The 18,170-nt window shown below is 53.2% G+C and carries 13 protein-coding genes; 5 read left to right on the forward strand and 8 right to left on the reverse strand.

The genetic code is table 11. The features are described from left to right. Positions 1-13 precede the first annotated feature (13 nt). From ABD852_RS16325 to ABD852_RS16335, 3 genes are all read left to right on the forward strand, one after another. Complete coding sequence (locus tag ABD852_RS16325) at positions 14-1,171, forward strand: acyloxyacyl hydrolase (protein ID WP_345030829.1); 1,158 nt, start codon at positions 14-16, stop codon at positions 1,169-1,171. A gap of 73 nt (positions 1,172-1,244) precedes the next feature. Then, on the forward strand, positions 1,245-2,036 hold the full coding sequence (locus tag ABD852_RS16330) for an SDR family NAD(P)-dependent oxidoreductase (protein WP_345030831.1): 792 nt from the start codon (positions 1,245-1,247) through the stop codon (positions 2,034-2,036). Between the two features lie 91 nt (positions 2,037-2,127). Further along, the gene (locus tag ABD852_RS16335) at positions 2,128-2,577 is read left to right on the forward strand and encodes a globin domain-containing protein (RefSeq protein ID WP_345030833.1); all 450 of its coding nucleotides are present in this window, start codon (positions 2,128-2,130) and stop codon (positions 2,575-2,577) included. Between the two features lie 2 nt (positions 2,578-2,579). On the opposite strand, the gene ygiD is transcribed toward ABD852_RS16335, so the two are convergent. Then, positions 2,580-3,413, reverse strand: coding sequence for a 4,5-DOPA-extradiol-dioxygenase (gene ygiD, locus ABD852_RS16340; RefSeq protein ID WP_345031084.1), 834 nt, complete (start codon positions 3,411-3,413; stop codon positions 2,580-2,582). A 130-nt stretch (positions 3,414-3,543) separates the two neighbouring features. Beyond that, positions 3,544-4,299, reverse strand: a complete 756-nt coding sequence (locus tag ABD852_RS16345) for an SDR family NAD(P)-dependent oxidoreductase (RefSeq protein WP_345030836.1) — start codon at positions 4,297-4,299, stop codon at positions 3,544-3,546. A gap of 429 nt (positions 4,300-4,728) precedes the next feature. Between ABD852_RS16345 and ABD852_RS16350 the strand changes: the two genes are divergently transcribed. After that, positions 4,729-6,702, forward strand: a complete 1,974-nt coding sequence (locus ABD852_RS16350; protein WP_345030838.1) for a heavy metal translocating P-type ATPase — start codon at positions 4,729-4,731, stop codon at positions 6,700-6,702. 17 nt (positions 6,703-6,719) lie between these two features. Continuing rightward, complete coding sequence (locus ABD852_RS16355; protein ID WP_345030841.1) at positions 6,720-8,738, forward strand: thioredoxin domain-containing protein; 2,019 nt, start codon at positions 6,720-6,722, stop codon at positions 8,736-8,738. Position 8,739: 1 nt separating this feature from the next. Here the strand turns inward: ABD852_RS16355 and ABD852_RS16360 are convergent, their stop codons facing one another. The 6 genes from ABD852_RS16360 to ABD852_RS16385 form a co-directional block, all read right to left on the reverse strand. Then, positions 8,740-11,154, reverse strand: a complete 2,415-nt coding sequence (locus tag ABD852_RS16360) for a TonB-dependent receptor domain-containing protein (protein ID WP_345030844.1) — start codon at positions 11,152-11,154, stop codon at positions 8,740-8,742. Beyond that, on the reverse strand, positions 11,135-12,481 hold the full coding sequence (locus ABD852_RS16365) for an HTTM domain-containing protein (RefSeq protein ID WP_345030847.1): 1,347 nt from the start codon (positions 12,479-12,481) through the stop codon (positions 11,135-11,137). Before ABD852_RS16365 ends, ABD852_RS16360 begins: the two co-directional genes overlap by 20 nt. Before the next feature lie 21 nt (positions 12,482-12,502). After that, complete coding sequence (locus ABD852_RS16370) at positions 12,503-13,639, reverse strand: imelysin family protein (RefSeq protein ID WP_345030849.1); 1,137 nt, start codon at positions 13,637-13,639, stop codon at positions 12,503-12,505. A 69-nt stretch (positions 13,640-13,708) separates the two neighbouring features. Beyond that, positions 13,709-14,866 (reverse strand): DUF4856 domain-containing protein, encoded by a 1,158-nt coding sequence (locus ABD852_RS16375; RefSeq protein ID WP_345030850.1) that lies wholly within the window; start codon positions 14,864-14,866, stop codon positions 13,709-13,711. 187 nt (positions 14,867-15,053) lie between these two features. Next, positions 15,054-16,346 carry a beta/alpha barrel domain-containing protein gene (locus ABD852_RS16380; protein WP_345030852.1) on the reverse strand — a complete coding sequence of 431 codons (1,293 nt, stop codon included), beginning with the start codon at positions 16,344-16,346 and terminating at the stop codon, positions 15,054-15,056. A 41-nt stretch (positions 16,347-16,387) separates the two neighbouring features. Then, positions 16,388-17,929, reverse strand: coding sequence for a hypothetical protein (locus ABD852_RS16385; protein WP_345030854.1), 1,542 nt, complete (start codon positions 17,927-17,929; stop codon positions 16,388-16,390). Positions 17,930-18,170: the final 241 nt, after the last annotated feature.

An 18,170-nucleotide genomic window follows, 5' to 3' on the forward strand; every position in this document is an offset into this window, starting at 1 on the left:
TCATTGACAGGCTATGAAAAAAACTTTACTGATCAGTTTATTCTTCTTCGTGGTTTCGTGGTGCGGGGCGCAGGTGCTTCCCCGTTACGGCGCCGACACCACTGCCCGCGAGCCGCTGCCGGCGAAATGGCGCGTGGTATGGCAATTGGAAACGGAAAACGGCGGGATGATCCACAACAACAAGCAGGTACGGGAAGATCTCAATGACATTTACTACAACGGGATTAATCTCAAGGTAGGCTGGCAAACGGAGCGGGGTGGCGACCTGTACCACCAACGTTATCATTACCCGATCTACGGAATCGGCTTCTATGCCAGCACTTTCCGGAAAAAGGAAATTGGCACTCCCACCGCCCTGTACGGCTTCGTGGCTATCCCTATTGCACCCGGCCGCTTCAGGAGATGGGACTTCAACTACAGGATTTCGCTTGGCATGGCAAGCAATTTTGTACCCTTCGATGAAGTGAACAATCCCAATAATATCCTGCTCGGAAGTCACCGGACCGTATTTATAGACCTGGGCGCCCAGGCCAATTACAGGCTGGGCAAACGGTTTCAGCTGGGAACCGGACTGGCTTTTCATCATTTCTCGAACGGTTCGATCAAGCTCCCCAATAAAGGTATTAACCTGATTCCGCTGACTTTTGCCCTCACCTACCACCCTGGCCGCCGGCAGCCTGACTTTTCGAAAAATGCCGACGCACCCAAGGAAAATGACATTGCCCATCACCTGCATTACTCATTCGGAATCAAGCAATTTACACCGGGTGGACGCCGGTATTTCAAATCCACCGTCGGCTTTTACGGGAGCAGGTCGTTTGGCTACAAGTGGCGGCTCGGTCTCGGCGGCGATCTCTTTTACTCGGATTCCGGACGGTATCCTGCCGTTGCCGGCGACAGTAAGGGAAAGTTCAATACCCTGTTTTCCGGGGGGCCCGCCTTCTATATCGACCATGTCCTCACCAAACAACTTTACCTCAACGGGAACGTAGGCCTTTACCTGAACCGGCATGCCTTCAATGGCGAAGTCAGCCCGGTATTCCTGAGAATTGGGGTGCGGTATAAAATCTTCCGGAAATATTACACCGGCGTCTCCATCAAAGCCCATATGGGGAAAGCCGATTTCGTGGAATGGACCCTCGGCAGAACCTGGCTCCGCAAGGCAAAATGACAACCGATATCATAGCAATACATGACCGAAGTCACCCGGTACGGAGTCGGGGCGAGGGTCAAAAACGCGTACTTTGTACTATTATCTAATCATCATCATCTGCCTTATCAAAATGAACGTTTTATCAGGTAAAGTAGCCATCGTAACAGGAGCCGCCTCCGGCATCGGGGCGAGCACCGCCCTGTTGTTCGCCCGGGAAGGAGCAGGCGTAATCGTCACCGACATTAATGAAACCGAAGGAAAGGCCCTCGTAGAAAAGATACTGGCCTCCGGGGGAAAAGCCGCGTTTCTGAAAGCGAACGCCGGCAAAGCGGAAGATGCCGAAAAAACCGTTCTTTTTGCACTTGAAACTTTCGGCCGGCTGGATATCGCGGTCAACAACGCCGGTATTGGCGGGTACAGCGGTCCCATTGCCGAGTACCCGGTTGACGAGTGGCAAAAAGTGATCGACATTAATCTTTCAGGCGTTTTTTACGGCCTCAAATACCAGATCCCCGCCATTGAAAAAACAGCGGGAAAAGGATCCATTATTAATGTGGCTTCCATTCTTGGCGCGGTAGGTCTGGCCAATGCTTCCGCTTACGTGGCTTCGAAACACGCTGTAGTGGGTCTCACAAAAGTAGCGGCGCTCGAGTCGTCGGCCAAAGGAGTAAGAGTCAATTCAGTCGGCCCTGCTTTTATTGATACGCCCATCCTGAATGGCCTGACGGGAGAATTCAGGGAGGCTATCACCAGGGCGCACCCTATCGGAAGACTGGGACGCCCGGAGGAAGTTGCGGAACTGTTTCTCTGGCTGGCCAGCGATAAGTCGTCGTTTGCTACCGGCAGTTACTACCCGATTGACGGCGGCTACCTCAGCCAGTAGCCGAGAACTACCGTTGTTCCGGCTGCAAGCCCCTGAGAAATGCCCTCAAAAAAGGCTTTCCGGGCATTTCTCAGTACCCGGGCGGCACAAAATGCCTCATTTTTGTGTTGACCTCATTATGAAAGTGGAAGAACACAATTTAAACGAAGATGCCCTGTATTACCGGCTTGGCGGCGATGCCACGCTCCGCCGGCTGGTAGAGAAGTTTTACGACCAGGTCTTCGTCCATCCCCTGATCGGACGTCTCTTTAAAACCGACAAGGAGCTGATCAAAGAAAAGCAAAGAATGTTCCTGAGCCAGTTTTTGGGCGGCCCGGCACTCTACTCCGAGCAGTACGGACACCCGAAAATGCGTGCGCGCCATTTACCCCACCCGATCACCCATGACGATGCGTACGCATGGCTCGAGTGCATGGCAAGCGCAGTAAATTCATTGGACATCCCGGAAGACCTGAAACAGGAATTGTTTGCCAGGTTTCCCCAAACCGCCTTCTTCATGGTCAATTCGGAGACAGAGGCCGCACCCGGGAAAAACGCCTGAAGCTATCCGAATTTCACGGAAGTCATGTTGAGTGAACCCGCCACCAGTTTGTCATTGAAAATGACCGGCTGCTCATCGGGATCCTGAAGCGCTAGCGTGTACATCAAAGGATAATAATGATCGGGCGTGGGCACCGCCAGCTTTGCCGACGGGCTCAGCCGAAGATAGTCAATGAGCGCCGCGTGATCGCCGGCGTTTATCTTGTCTTTGAAAAGATGGCTCATTTCTATTGCCCAGTCGAATCCGAAATTATCGGTGTGCATATGGGCCCAGTCAATCATCCTGAGGTTGTGTACCATATTACCACTGCCAATGATCAGCACCCCTTTTTTCCGCAATGCCTTCAGCTCTTTTCCCAGCTCATAGTGATAGGCCGCCGGCTTGCCATAGTCGATGCTGAGCTGTAACACCGGGATACGCGCGTCGGGGTACATCCTGCGCACCACCGTCCAGGCGCCATGGTCCAGGCCCCAGTCGTGGTCAAGTTCTACGGATGTGGAATGAACCATCGTCTGCGTTTCTCTCGCCAGTTCGGGGTTCCCCGGCGCAGTGTACTGCACCTCAAACAACGCTTTGGGAAACCCTCCGAAATCATGGATAGTCCGCGGATTTTCCATGGCGGTAATATGCGTTCCGCGGGTCAGCCAGTGCGCCGACACTACCAGCACGGCTGCTGGTTCCGGTATCTCTTTTCCGAGTTTTTCCCAACGCCGGCTGAATTCATTGTCTTCAATTCCGTTCATCGGCGACCCGTGGCCGATAAACAAAACGGGCATCAAAACACCGTTTTCCCGGAGACTGCCTGTAAACCTTTGAAAATCGCCTAATCCTCCCATAGTCATTAATGCTGCTGCTGTCCTGATAAAACCTTTTCTGTTCATTTCTGCCTTCACTCCGTTTCGTTATTGCGAACTACCGCAAGATACCACCCGGAGCGCCGCAGCGCCTTGACGTAGGATAAGAAATTCAGCTATTACGGAAGATGGTAGTCGCCTGCGACTGTGCACCGGCGAGAATCGTCATGTCGGCAATGGTTACGTGCGCCGGCGCGCTTACCGCATAGCAAACGGCATCGGCAATGTCCTCAGGCCGCAACGGCTCAAATCCCTGGTACACCTTGCCGGCACGTTCGGCATCTCCTTTGAAGCGGACCAGCGAAAATTCCGTTTCCACTGCGCCGGGCGCAATATTAGTTACCTTCACGCCATGCTCGGTGAGATCCAGGCGCATACCCTGGCTGATGGCCTCTACCGCCGCCTTGGAAGCACAGTAAACGGCGCCATTCCGGTAGGTCTCTTTACCGGCAATGGAGCTGATATTGACTACATGCCCCGTTTTCCGCTCGACCATACCCGGCAGGATCGCCCGGGAAACATACAGCAATCCCTTCACATTGCCGTCTATCATTGCGTCCCAATCTGCTGTATTGCCCTCTTCAATTGAGCTCAGGCCATGCGCATTACCCGCGTTATTGACCAGGATGGTTACATTTTGCCAGTCGCCTTCCAAAGACTGCAGCGCGGCGGTCACCTCAGCTTCCGCCCTGACATCAAAATGGAGTGTTTTAACTTTCACTATCGCGCCCAGCTCCTGCTCGAGTTCTTTTAGCCGGTCGATTCTTCGCCCGCATAAAATCAGATCAATTCCAACCTGTGCCAGCCTTCTTGCGGTGGCCAATCCAATGCCGGAGGTCGCCCCGGTAATCAGTGCTATTTTTTTCATGAGTAATGAGGTGTGAGGTGTGAGTGGCGGGCGGCCTGCACCTTACCGCTCACGCCTCATCGCTATTTCAAGCAGCAATATAGCCAGGAAGCGGCGGATCTTCTCAATTAAAAGTTGTGAGGTATGAGCTGTGAGCTGTGAGGTATGAGCCGTGAGGCGTGAGGTGAACGGGCGGTTGCAGACGCTGTCGCAGCTCACCGCTCATGTCTCACACCTTACGGCTGTCGCGGGCACTGCCTGCAGCTCACCTCTCATACCTCACCTCTCATACCTCACGTCTCAACCACGCGTGCAAACGGGTTGCATAGTTGCTGCGAAAGACTATCTGCCTGTACCTCAGACCGGGATCGGGTGTATCTTTGCATCAACAATTTGCTGGATGAGGTGTGGAGGTATAGGTGAGGCTAACACCTCAAAATCTAAGCTACTATGAATCAGAAAACCATTGATAAAGATCTCGATAATCACTGCTGCAGCGCGACGAAACCGACGCATCAGCACGCTGAAAATGATCACGACCATGACCACGATCATGGCCAGGAAGGCAATGGGGGTCTGTTCCGGGCCTCGGCCATTTCCTTTGTTCTCCTGATCGCTGCCATAGCGCTCGACAACTGGATACCGCAATCCTGGTTCAAAGACTATGTACGCCTCGCCTGGTACCTGGCCGCCTATCTTCCTGTGGGACTTCCCGTTATCCGTGAAGCGATAGAAAGCATCAGGAACCGCGACGTTTTTTCGGAATTCTTCCTGATGTCGCTGGCCACCATCGGCGCATTTGCCATAGGAGAATTCCCCGAAGGCGTAGCAGTCATGCTTTTTTACTCGGTCGGCGAAGCTTTTCAATCGCTGGCGGTAAGAAGAGCCAAAACCAACATCAAAACGTTACTGGATCAGCGCCCCGACGAGGTGTCAGTGCTGGTCAACGGGCAACCTACGCTGATTAAGGCGGAAAACGCGAAAATAGGCGACCTCGTCCGGTTAAAACCCGGGGAAAAACTGGGGCTTGACGGTGAGCTCACATCCGGCACGGCAGCTTTCAATACGGCTGCGCTTACCGGCGAAAGCACGCCGGATACCAAACGAAAAGGCGATAAGGTACTCGCCGGGATGATCAACCTCAACACCGTAGCGGAGGTCAGGGTTACCGCGTTGTATGCCGACAGCAAGCTGGCGCGCATCCTGGAACTTACCCAGAACGCCACCGCCCAGAAGGCGCCTACTGAGCTTTTCATCCGCAAATTTGCACGCATTTATACGCCCATTGTCGTACTGCTGGCGCTGGCGATTTGTTTTCTGCCGGCACTGTTTGTCACTGACTACATTTTCAGTAACTGGCTCTACCGCGCGCTGGTGTTCCTGGTAATCTCCTGTCCCTGCGCGCTGGTGATCTCCATTCCGCTCGGGTACTTCGGCGGGATCGGAGCAGCCAGCAGAAACGGCATCCTGGTCAAGGGTGGGAGCTTCCTGGACAAGCTGGCGGAGATCCGCAATGTAGTCATGGACAAAACCGGGACGCTTACGGAAGGTGTCTTCAGCGTGCAGGAAGTGTGGTGGAGCCAGGGGGTCAGCGGGGCTGAAATACTTCCGCTGGTTAACGCGCTGGAACGTTACAGCACCCACCCCGTAGCCACCGCTATCCACGAATATGCGGGCGCGCCCGATCCTGATATTACATTTCAGGACGTAGAGGAGATTGCCGGGCACGGTTTAAAAGCCATGTACCAGGACAGGCAATTGCTGGTAGGCAATTTTCGCCTGATGGATAAATTCAATATCAGCTATGAAATAAATCCGGCGGGCATTGTGGACACGGTAACCGCGGTTGCTTTCGACGGGAAATTTGCGGGGTACCTTACCATCGCCGACCAGTTGAAGCCCGATGCGGCGGCTGCCATTACACAATTACGCAGCATGAAGGTAACGCCCACCATGCTGAGCGGTGACAAGTCGTCGGTAGTACAGAAAGCTGCCGGCACCCTGGGCGTACGGGATGCGTGGGGCGATCTTTTGCCTGAAGACAAGGTAACCAAAGTCAGGGAAATCCTGGCGCGCGGCGAAAGCGTCGCATTTGTAGGCGACGGGCTTAACGACGCCCCCGTGGTAGCCCTCAGCGACGTAGGCATCGCCATGGGCGGGCTGGGAAGCGACGCTACTATTGAAACCGCGGACGTCGTGATCCAGGACGACCGGCCGGGAAAAATACCCATGGCTATCCGCATCGGCAAAGCGACCAAGCGCATTGTCTGGCAGAATATTTTCTTCGCTTTCGCGGTAAAAGCCCTCGTGCTGGTGCTCGGCGCCGGCGGCCTGGCTACCATGTGGGAAGCCGTATTTGCAGATGTAGGCGTATCTTTACTTGCCATTCTGAATGCCACACGTATTCAACGGATGAAATTCTAATCTAAAACCTGCACACCATGGCCAACCAGCTCATACACGAAACCAGCCCTTACCTGCTTCAGCACGCCCATAATCCGGTTGACTGGTATCCGTGGGGCGATGAAGCTTTGGCAAAGGCCAGATCGCAGAAAAAGCCCATCCTGGTCAGCATCGGGTATTCCGCCTGCCACTGGTGTCATGTAATGGAACGGGAGAGTTTCGAAAATGAAGCCATCGCGGAGATCATGAACCACGATTTCGTCTGTATCAAAGTCGACCGGGAAGAGCGCCCGGATATAGACGCGATTTATATGGACGCGGTTCAGGCAATGGGGGTACGGGGCGGCTGGCCCCTGAATGTCTTTCTACTGGAAGACGCCCGTCCCTTTTACGGCCTTACCTACCTGCCACCCGCCAATTGGGCGCAGCTGCTGGAAAGCATACGCGATGCCTATTCCGGTCACTATGAAGAGCTCAAAAAATCGGCAGACGGCTTTACAGAGAACCTCAACCTGTCGGAAGTTCAGAAATACGGGCTCAGTGCTGAAAGCGCATCTCTGTCCGCAGAAGAGCTGGACCTCGTTTTTGACCGGCTCAAGCGACATTTTGATACCGAAAAAGGGGGTATGGACCGTGCGCCCAAATTCCCTATGCCGGCTATCTACAAGTTCCTGCTGCGCTACTACGACCTGACGCAACACCCCGAAGCCCTGCAGCAGGTTGAACTCTCTCTCAACCGCATGGCGCTTGGGGGTATTTACGACCATGTAGGCGGCGGATGGGCCCGGTATTCGGTAGATGATGAATGGTTTATCCCGCACTTCGAGAAAATGCTCTATGACAACGGGCAGCTGCTAAGTCTTTATGCGGAAGCGTTTGCGCTTACCCGCAACCCGCTGTACGCACAGCGGATCCATCAGACCGTTGCCTGGCTGGAGCGTGAGATGCAGTCGCCGGAAGGGGGCTTCTACTCTGCGTTAGATGCGGACAGCGAAGGCGAGGAAGGCAAATTTTACACCTGGCACATGGCCGAGCTGCAACAGGTGCTCGGCGAGGATGCCGACTGGTTTTGCAGGCTGTACGGGTTCTCGGCACATGGGAACTGGGAGCACGGCCAAAACCATCTGCACCTGACCGAACTCCCGGGCGCCACTGCCAAAGCAAAAGGGCTTGAAATTGAAAACCTTGACGAACGCCTTTCCGATATACTGCAGCGTCTTTTCAAAGCACGGGAAAACAGGGTCAGGCCCGGTTTGGACGACAAAATCCTGGCGTCCTGGAACGGCCTGGCATTGCGCGGTCTGACCGATGTATACAAAGCGACCCAATCGGATTCCGTGCGCGAACTCGCTATCCGTAACGCCGGTTTTATCCGTGAAAAGCTGATCGTAAACGGCCGGCTTATGCGGACCTACAAGGGAGAAGCGCGCATACCGGGCTTCCTCGAAGATTACGCAGCAGTGATCGACGCATTTACGGCATTATACCAGGTAACTTTCGACGAACAATGGGTCGACCTCGCCCGGCAGCTGGCCGACTACACCATTGAACATTTCCTGGACCGGGAAGAAGGCTTTTTCGTTTTCTCCGACACTACAGCGGAACCGCTGATCGCCCGGAAAACAGAACTGTTCGACAATGTAATCCCGGCCTCCAATTCCATGCTGGCGCATGCCTTGTTCCAACTCGGGCATTTGCTGGATCATGAGATCTATCTGACGCTGGCGCGCGATATGGCAAAAAAAATGATCCGCCTGATCACCAACGACGCGCAATGGGTTGCAAACTGGGCGGCGCTTCACTGCCAGATGGCCTCCCCCACTGCAGAAATTGTCATCATCGGGCCTGAGGCCGAAGCTTTCAGAAAAGACCTGGACCGCTTTTTCATCCCCAACAAAGTAGTACTGGGCAGCGAAACGGTGTCATCTCTGCCATTGGCTGAAGGCAAAGTCGCGGTTAACGGCAAAACCACCGTGTATGTTTGTTTCGATAAAACCTGCCGGCTCCCCGTTCATTCGGTAGAAGAAGCGATGCGGCTCCTGCAGGACGCGGGTTAGTTCAGATTTTGAACTGTACCGTCAGGTAATAGCTCCGACCGTCAGAAGGTAAAATACCCGGTCCGGGGTACCCGGTAGCCCGGCGGGTAAAGTACATTTCGTCGGAGAGGTTGTTGACACTGCCTTCCAGCCGGAATTTCCCCAGCTCATAGGAAAGGCTCAAATCCATGACCTTGTAGGCCGGTATCAGGCCGACAACCGAAGAAATGCCGCCGTCGCGTGCGTTGGTGGCTTCCGAGAACTGGTCGCTCAGTCGGGTAAACTGGAACGATGCTTTCACCTTTTTGTAAGCCAGTTTTACACCGGTTTTCAGGTTAAGTGCCGGAACAAACTCCACCTGGTTGCCGGCCACTCCCGGCATCAGGCTCTTGCGGTATTCGGATTTGATAAGGGCCACATTCCCGAATACAACCGCATTAAAATCAGGAATTTCCGGTTTAAGCAAACGAAAAACATCTGCCTCGGCGTATGATTCCAAACCGAAGATAACGGCCTGCCCCACGTTGGTCCGCAGCCGCATAATCCGGTTCATTTCGTCATAAAACTGGACTTCCCCGATCCGGTTGTTGTAGTTGAGATAAAACAGGCTGAAATCAAAATTGAGGAGTTCGGTGCCACGGCTCCTGATGCCGAGGTCGATCGAATACCCCTTTTCATCCTTCATATCGGGATCGATTACCGAAGACGGGTTGGAAATACGCATATCGCTGAAAGTAATGGAGCGATAATTCTGCGAAAAATTTCCATAAGCCTCTATTTGTTCATGCGGTTTGTAACTGAGCCCTATCCCCCCCAGTAAAAAGCTGCGGCTGTTTTTCCTGGATTCTTCTGTTTTGGTAATGTTAATGATATTCCCGGCGAGGTCGCGCTGGATACTCCCGTAGTACCCGTCTGCACGGGTACTGATGCTTTCGTAGCGGACACCGGGCGTGATTGAAAACTTCTCGCCCAGGTAAAGAATATGCTCGGCGAACAATGCAACGTTCCGGTTAGGAAATTCATAATCGTAGGTAGTCAGGCGTTCCGGTTCAACGAAGCTGAAATCCGCGTCCCTGCCGTGACTGCCCTGTCCCTGCAAGCTGTGGTTGAAGCCGTTGTAAAAGCGTGCGCCCACCAGCAGGACCGACTGTCTGCCCAAAAGGTTATAGCGTTTCAGGTACCTCGCTTCCGTCCCCCAGTTGGTGAATTCACCCTTGATCAGGTCCCGGGCACTGTTGTCGTCAATGGTAGCAACCCTGTTCGGCCGGAAGCCTATGGAATACCGGTGTGCGCTCAGGCCAAAAAACCGGAGGTTAAAGTCAGACGAAGTGTTGATCTTGTGATCGAAGTGGACGGCCAGCATATTCCAGTTCACGTCGAACCAGTTCCTGGCGCGATTGGTCTGGCGCGGGTTGTCGGCAAACATTGCGTCCGAAAGCCCCCCCGGCTGCCTGGCCAGGTAGTTCATGTGTGTGACGTCAAAACCTACCGACGTTTTCTCGCTCAGTTTGTAGTCGATATCGGCATAAAAATTATAGCTGTTGAAATGCGAATTAGCCCGCCAGCCGTCCGCTCTTTTGTATTGGAAGAAGCTGTAATAGCTCAATTTCCCCTTGGTTCCGCTGACGCTGGTAAAAGCGTTGTAGAAGCCGAAGGAGCCGACGCTCTGCCTGGCCACTAGCTCAAGTGGTTTGTCGGCAACAGGCTTCCGCATCACAAAATTGATGAGACCGCCGAATTGCGTACCATACTGCAGGGAAGCTGCCCCGCGGACAATCTGGATGCGCCCTATAGCTTCAACCGGCGGTGTATAATAGCTTTCGGGGTAGCCGAGCGCATCAGCACTGATGTCATGCCCGTTCTGGCGCACATTAAAGTTGGAGGACCGGTTCGGATCAAGCCCTCTTCCCCCTATATTGAGCTGCAAGCCGCCGCTTTCATTTTCCCAGATATTCAGCCCGGCTACGCGCGCATAAATCTGCCGTGCATTGTTGGTAGAAAGATTGGCCACCAACTGTTCCGGGTTGATCACTTCTGATTTCTTGCCTTCGTAAATCCCCATCGCTTCGACGCCGCGTAGCCTTGAAAACCCGAAATCGGTCTTCTTTTCGCTCACAAGCAGCTCCTGCAGGTTTTCACTGCGGCTATTCAGCCCGATTTGCAGATGGATATGCTTTTCTAAAACAATTTCTTCCTGGTAGGCCCTGAAGTCGTCGGACAAGACATACAGCGTATAGGTGCCCGCGGCAAGTCTTTTAAATTCAAAATGTCCCAGCGAATCACTGACGGCTTTGTTTCCCGTATGCAACACCACCCGGACGCCGGTAACAGCCCCGGAATCAGCCGCCGATCTGATCACCCCGCTCAGGCGGTACTGGGCCAGACAATTGCCGAAAACACAGGAAAAAAACAGGAAACTATAAACCTTTAATTTCATCTTCGAGAGGGATAATCCAGGATTTGCTGCGAAACGATTCGGATTGGGCGGCTAGATCAACTGCCGGATCTGCCAATGGTCTGCCCAAACGGCCATTCAGCGCAACATAGGAGTCAACAAATACTTGCGGGGCGCTAAAGCCTTTTTGGAGGTAATGTGCTTTGAGCATATGAGCATACTGCAGCATCATATCCGGTTGGGTGGACATCATTTTCTCCTGAAGCGGCGTCAGAAACTCATGGTTGTTCACCACCGCCTGCTTTCCGTCACGGTCTTTTACGGTAAACTGTGCATAGCCTGCTTTTTCCATCAGCATGACGCGCCATGAGAACCGGTAACCCTCCTCGGACCAGAACAGCTCACCGGGGTAGAGCGAATACCGGAACGGAAAAAGCAGTTGTACCAGGAAAAACAAAAAGAACCCCGCCCATACCATGCGTTGGTACCGCCGGTTGTACACCAGCCTGTTTTTTGAAATGCCGATGGACGGCAACCGCAACCAACTGGCTATTGCGGACAGTCGCTTCTGATGAACCTGGCCGGGGAAAAAAATCAGCGCGGCGAGGATCATGATGTACGGGAACATACCGATCGGGAACAGGAGGGCAGTCATCAGGTGAAAGACGATGACCGTCAGGTAGGCCACGTTCCTGGTCCTGGAATTCAGAAGGAAAAACACGATAGACAAATCGTAGGCGCAGCCGAACCAGCTGAAAAAATAGGCAACCCACTGTTGGTTGAGCAACGGGCCAATGATCGGCATGTCGTTCCGGGCCGGGAGCCAGATTTTCAGCGGCATGGCATTCAGCAGCCAGTCGCTGTTGAGCTTTGCCAGACCGGCGTAGAAATAGAGCACAAATACCAGGAGCCTGACCACGCCGATGGTCCACCGCGGCACGGTTCCTGCCGCCAGGTTCCTGTTCCTGGCCGCATCCAGGGAAAAGCTGGCGTTGGCAGGCAAAAAAATAAGGACGAAGCAAAGCAGGCTTACAAAATAGTAGTGGTTCAGGTAAGTGCTTTTGTCCATCAGCTCAATATAGGTGAAGCACAGAAAAAGGCTGACGATGGCCACGCGGTAATACAGGCCCAGCATTACCAGCAGCGCCGCAACCATACAAAGTGCAAAAAGCCCGTAGGTGTACTGCCCTAACGGCCTGATCCACTCAAATCCGTAATAGCTGAAAAAAAAATGCGGCGCTATATACAGGTCGTTGATCCAGCCTTTCGCCCAGAATCTCACGAGGCCGGCAAACAACATCAGCCCCAGCACAATACGAATTGTTGCGAGAGGGGCTGAAGACGTTTGTTTTTCCAGACAGGAAATCATGGGTAATGGGCCTTCCCTTTTTTAGTCTCCGTCGTTGTCAGTATAGGTGATCGTGATGCTCATGGCCGAAGTCATGTCCACTTTCAGCATGCGAACGGCCTTTTGAAGCTCATTAAAAACCTCCTTCACAGCCTGGTTGTTGTCCAGTATCTGCTGGTACAGGTTGGGTTGGAGCCCGTCTATTTTGGCCTTCCCGGCCGCAAGCTGCGTATTGATAATTTCGGACAATGCCTTGCCGGATGTGGCGTCTTTTGCTTGCAACGCATCCAGGTAAGTCTTGAATGAAGGTCCCTCAGCACCGGTTTTAACATTTTTCCCGTTAAAGAAGTCCACTGCCGCCTGGTGGGCGGCCTGGGCAAGCGCCTTCGAAAGATCTTTTTTGTAAAAGGCTTCCACCTTATCGGCGGCAACCACGCCGTTCAGCATTGCGCCTGACGGGATACCAAACTTCCCGGACCGGATATAGCGCTCGTAGTGCAGCACATAGCCGTTGACCAGTTCGCCCATCGGGGAGCCTATGTCAGTCCCGGTTTTGGTAACAAAATCCTCGCGGTAGGCGCCGGCCCAATCAGCGGTTACGTTGTTGACCAGCTGCTGCATGTGGTCCGTGATGCGCTTGATGTAGTTCAGCCTCTGCGCTCCCTGGGCGGGCTCCGTAAAATAGGCCACAATTTCGGTATCGCTGCTGCCGGTCCCGTTGATCAGGTAATCGAGGGCCGGGAACCCCTGGCGGTCGTAGGACGACGTGGTTTCCATACTCTCGGAGGGATCCGCTATATTTTTCCCGATCCCACTCACGTTTGCCGGGTAAATATTAATAAAGCTCCTGATAGAACGCCGCGACGCAGGTCCCACATCAAAAAGCTCCACTTTTTGCCATTCGATGTAGGCTTCGGCCCAGGCTTCGCGAAAAGCGGCCAGGGTACCGGCATCCGGTTTAGCCGCGAAAGCATTTGATTTTTCCACCATTGCATCGAGTTTCACTTTGAAACCTGCGTAGGCGGGGATGATGATATTATCGGCCCAATGGGTCAGAATTGCCTTCCGGTCTTTTCCGCCATCTACCGGGTCGGGGGTTGATGAATTATTGCTGCCTGAGCAGGCAACTAATGAAAAAGCTGAGAGAAGGGCGAAGACGACCGGTTTGAATCGCATCATGTTTTTAACGGTATAAAGGGATCAATGGCCGTATGCCACTGATCCCTGTACGATACTCGGGTAAAAAAATTACAGCTTGAACTTCGCCGTGATGGCGTCGGAAGCTGCGGTAACTTTGGCCGGCGTCAAATCCCAAAATCCGTTGGGCGACAAAATAAGCGCGGCGAGAATCTCATCCGAAAACTTGGCGTCTGCCCCGTTCACGTTAGCAAAACGGAGCGAGTAGATAAAGCCCAGCCCCTCGCCGATCGCGTGTACGCGTGCAGCGTCAGTGGTACCGTCGATGAATTTTTTAAGATAGCCTACCGCTGCTTTGGCCAATGCTTTTTCGAAGGCAGCCCGGATAAAATCAACTTGTACCTTGAGTTCGGCTTTGTCATTGTTGACGATAGCAGCCCGGCCTTTCAGGAAAGCCTCATGCATTTTCGGATAGGCCGGCTTGTTATACTCCCAGGTATAAGCTCCGAGGCCAAACTCGGTTGTACCACGTTTGTCGTCGGTAGAACCGATCAGGTAAACCGGGTTCAGGGTGAGAAAACCATAGGCTTCGTCCCAATTTTGCTCGAGCTGGGTATACGGTTTCCCGGGCACCAATGACCGGTTATCTGCTTCAAGCCCCTTCGTCAGCAGGACATTGCTGATATAGTCAAGCTGCAGCGCGCCGATCAGTGATTTCTGCACGATCTGTACCAACTCAATACCTTGTGCGTTCACGAGGTAGTTGCCTATTTTCCCGGCTTTGCCTTTCTCACCGGTTTCAGTTACCGACTTGCTGGTGGTTTCCAGTTCTGTGAATAAAGCTTCAACCCTGGCTCGGACCGCCTCGGCGTCGGCAGTCGCCCAGGAAGATGCTACCTTGTCACGGAGCTGCAAGCCCGATGTGTTGAGCTTCACGCTGTCGCCAAAAGGGTTGCCGGTATTGGAAAACATATTTTTAAGCGCCGCCGCATCAATTTGTTTATTTCCGCCTACCGCCGAAGATTGGGCCGAGTTAAGCATCTGAAACATTTTGTAACGGTTGTTCCCACTGCTGAGATCAACGGTTGAATTGCCTGCTTTGTCTACAAATAGTTTAGCGTACGGCGTTGTAGCGGTGATGGAAGCGTAATCGATTTTGTCCCGGAGTGTGGTATCTTCTATGACGTTATTATCATCATCGCAGGATGTGAGGCCCACAATGGCCATTGCCACCAACGCGTACCGTAATGTGTAGCTTTTTTTAAGCATCTTAATTTTATGATTGGATGAAAACCTTTCCGATAGGTTTATTGTTATTTAGACCTTTTACAAGCAAAGGTATAAAAAGAATTTCATGTTCGGCGAAAGATCAGGCAACCAGGAAAAAAAAATCCAGGATTGACCCGTTTACAGCGGGCCAATCCTGGAATGATAAAAACGGTACCGGTGGGGCGAGCTACTGATCTTTCGGGATAAACAATTTCGCTTTGAAGCGCCCGCTTGCGGAGGCCAGGGGTTTGAGTTCGCTGTTTACACCCACCTTGGTCACGGTAAAGGTACCTTCGGCAATCCCGTCACTGAGCTTGGTAACGTTTACACTTCCCCCACTGGGCATTACCGGCGAGTCGGGATGAGGCAAATACATGCTGACGTAGGAGATGCCGGGAGTGAGGAAATGGAAGCTGGTGCCGCTTGTGCTCAGATCATAGCCATGGCTGCCCAATTCTCCGTTCCAGGTCAGCAGAAAATGCCCGCCGCCTTCGTCTTCGGGATTTGCGAGCAGGTACCGGGAACCCATTTTAACCACCGGTGATGCCGGGAAGCGCACCGGCGCCCCGCCATTCATGCTCAATTCGATCCAACCGTCGCCCATAATGGAAATATTGGAAACCAGCAGGTAGGTACCGGGCACCGGTGCATTCAGCTCCACGGTGACGGTAGCTTCTTCTGCTCCGTTCACTGATGCCGGCGCCCGGTACTCGACCACCTGCCCGCTTGACCTGGTAAGGTCGCCGGGGCCATTCAGCTCCCACGATTTGATAAAGCGGGACGGAAGCGGCGCAGGTTCTCCAACCGGGTAACCCGGCTCATTGTAGGGACCGTTGGGGTCATTTACCAGGGGAACAAACAAATTGTCCGGGTGGGCATCGGTAAAGGTCATGGCCTTGATCGCTAGCTTCTGACCGGTTTCAAGCGATGCGCGATAAGGAGAGAGCGAGATTCTGTTCATTAACGACCAGTCGCTGAAATGGGTAGTTTTAAAGCTGACAGTTTTTGCCCCGCTGTCGAAACTGTCGGCGCCAACGAAATTCCACACGCCATCTGCCATCTGGTAAGCCAGTCCCAGCGTCTGGAGCAATCCGACACTGTCGGCATAACCCGCCCAGGAATAGGTGATGGTTACCGGCTTGGAAAATATCTGCCCGTGAGGCGTTAGCCGGAAGGCCGCTCCTATGCCGGCGATGTTGGTATTCGAAACCGGCTCTATGGTGATCATGGTGTTTGAAGCCAGTGCCCCCTGCGGCACGTTAATTCTGAACCTGCCGTTAACCGATTGGAGTGAACCGCCCTCCGGGCCGATATTTCTGCCAACGGCCATTCCGTTCGACACGCCTTTCGGCCTTACCAGCGGCGTAATTACCGGCGAAGCATCAGGCTGTTCTGTCCCCCCGTTTTCACAGGCGGAAGGAAAAACGAAGAGCAATGCCAGAAGGAAGAGGTGAAGGGCTTTTTTGATTTTATTATTCATGACTGTTATAGAAAAAGTGACATTAGAATGGTGCATTTTGATCACCAGTAGGTAAAGACGGTGCGTATCACAAACAGATCAGCCCCGGTTTTCGTCGAGCGGTACTTCGTCAGGAGCTCTTTGGGATAGTCATCCGCATCATAGACATATTGATAGTCATAGGGTTCTTCCTGCGGATAGGCGCCGGTTCTGATTTTTCGCGACACGACCATGTTATGCCTGGCATATTGGGTGAAGAACAAATCCGGTATATGAAGATGTACATAGGGATTGATAGAAAAATCGTAGTCGTACGTTCCTTCCTCCAACCCGCCCGTATGCCCCCGGTATACATCACTGACCACGGCGCCTCCGCGCATGGTTTTGGCGTAGTAGTCTATCCCGTTTCCGAGCCGGTACGCTACGTCGATGCGGTAGTCACGGGTTCTTCCGGAATGCGTTTCCAACGGGACATATGCGGCCGTTGCGGTGATCCGGGCGGAACCTTTGGTCTCTTCCAGCAGCGTAACGCGGCCCGGCAGCCCATAGTGAGCGGTAAGTGTCCTGACGAGCGCGTTGCTTTCATTATAGCTCTGAATGGTGGTAATGTAGTTGTTGGTGTAAGCGAAAACATCCTTCTGTACCACATAGCTGGACAGGTCCGGCTTTTTCCCCCAAATGAGCCGTTGCCTGATTTCTCCGTTGGGGTGATATTCGTAGTCGGTTTTGGTTTGCGGCGTAGTAGTCCCGCCGGCAATTCTCGATTCGATAACAGATTTCAGCTTTTTGGCGGCCACCTGCCCGCCCAGGTCGTATACGGCATTTTCCTCCACTTCAGCCTGCGACAATGTGAGCTCGGAGTAGCTGCCCCACTTTTTTACCGAGAGATGGAACCTCTCGGCTTTGGCAGACAAATAGACGGACTGCGTGCCGGCCGCCAGGTAATGAATCCTGTAATCCATTACCTCTTTGGCGTCCCAGCTTTTTACGATGAGTTGTACAGGAATGCTGTCGTATACAATTTCGCCGACCCTGATCAGTGAGCGGATAAATACACGTTTGTCCATCGGCGGCTGGGGGTTATCCGGATTTTTTCCGAAAGATCCGGGTGGATACCCGAAACTTGCCGCCGTATCGGTCGCGCCGACGGAAAGGACCTCCAACCTGATTTCCTTTTCTGTCTTTGTGTCAAGCGTCAGCGAAACGCTGAGCGGCGTGCCGGACTGACCGGCTTTGGGTGAGCCTGCAACCGGTGTAGCCAACCTGGTTACACCGCTATTATCCGTGATCGTAAGCGCCTTTATCCGGTAGGCGCCCTTGGGCAGGGATATTACCGGGGTTGAACAAAGATTTTCAAAGCGCACGGGAACGGTCAGAAAAACGGGCTTTTCCGGTGTCCGGGGAGATTCGACCGTAACATGTGCAACCAGGTTTTCAGGTCCTTTCCACTGCTCTCTCAGGTTGACAAAAACCAGTCTGAAATTTCGCTGAAGGGTGGTATCCGACGAGTCGGGTATAGCTGTGTCGGGACACACAACTACCTCTCGCCTGCATGCAAAAAAGGCAAAAAGTAACAGAACGGTGAACGTGATGGGAGATTTCATTTGGTGAGAGGTTTGAGCGGTGAGTCGTGAGGTTTGAGGGCCGCCAAAACCTCACGACTCAATGGCTGTTTCATGGCTAAATAGAAATATAATGCTGTCAAGTGTAGCCATTTTCGGGCATGGCAATGCCCCGGCGACAAAACGCCATAAGCAGTCACTGAAACGTTGGACTTACATCAATTTAACGCACCGGCCTCTTGTTGAAAGGCTGGACGCGTGTCCCCTCCACCAGGTGTACCCT

It is taken from the genome of Ravibacter arvi (assembly GCF_039540405.1).
Lineage (GTDB): Bacteria > Bacteroidota > Bacteroidia > Cytophagales > Spirosomataceae > Ravibacter > Ravibacter arvi.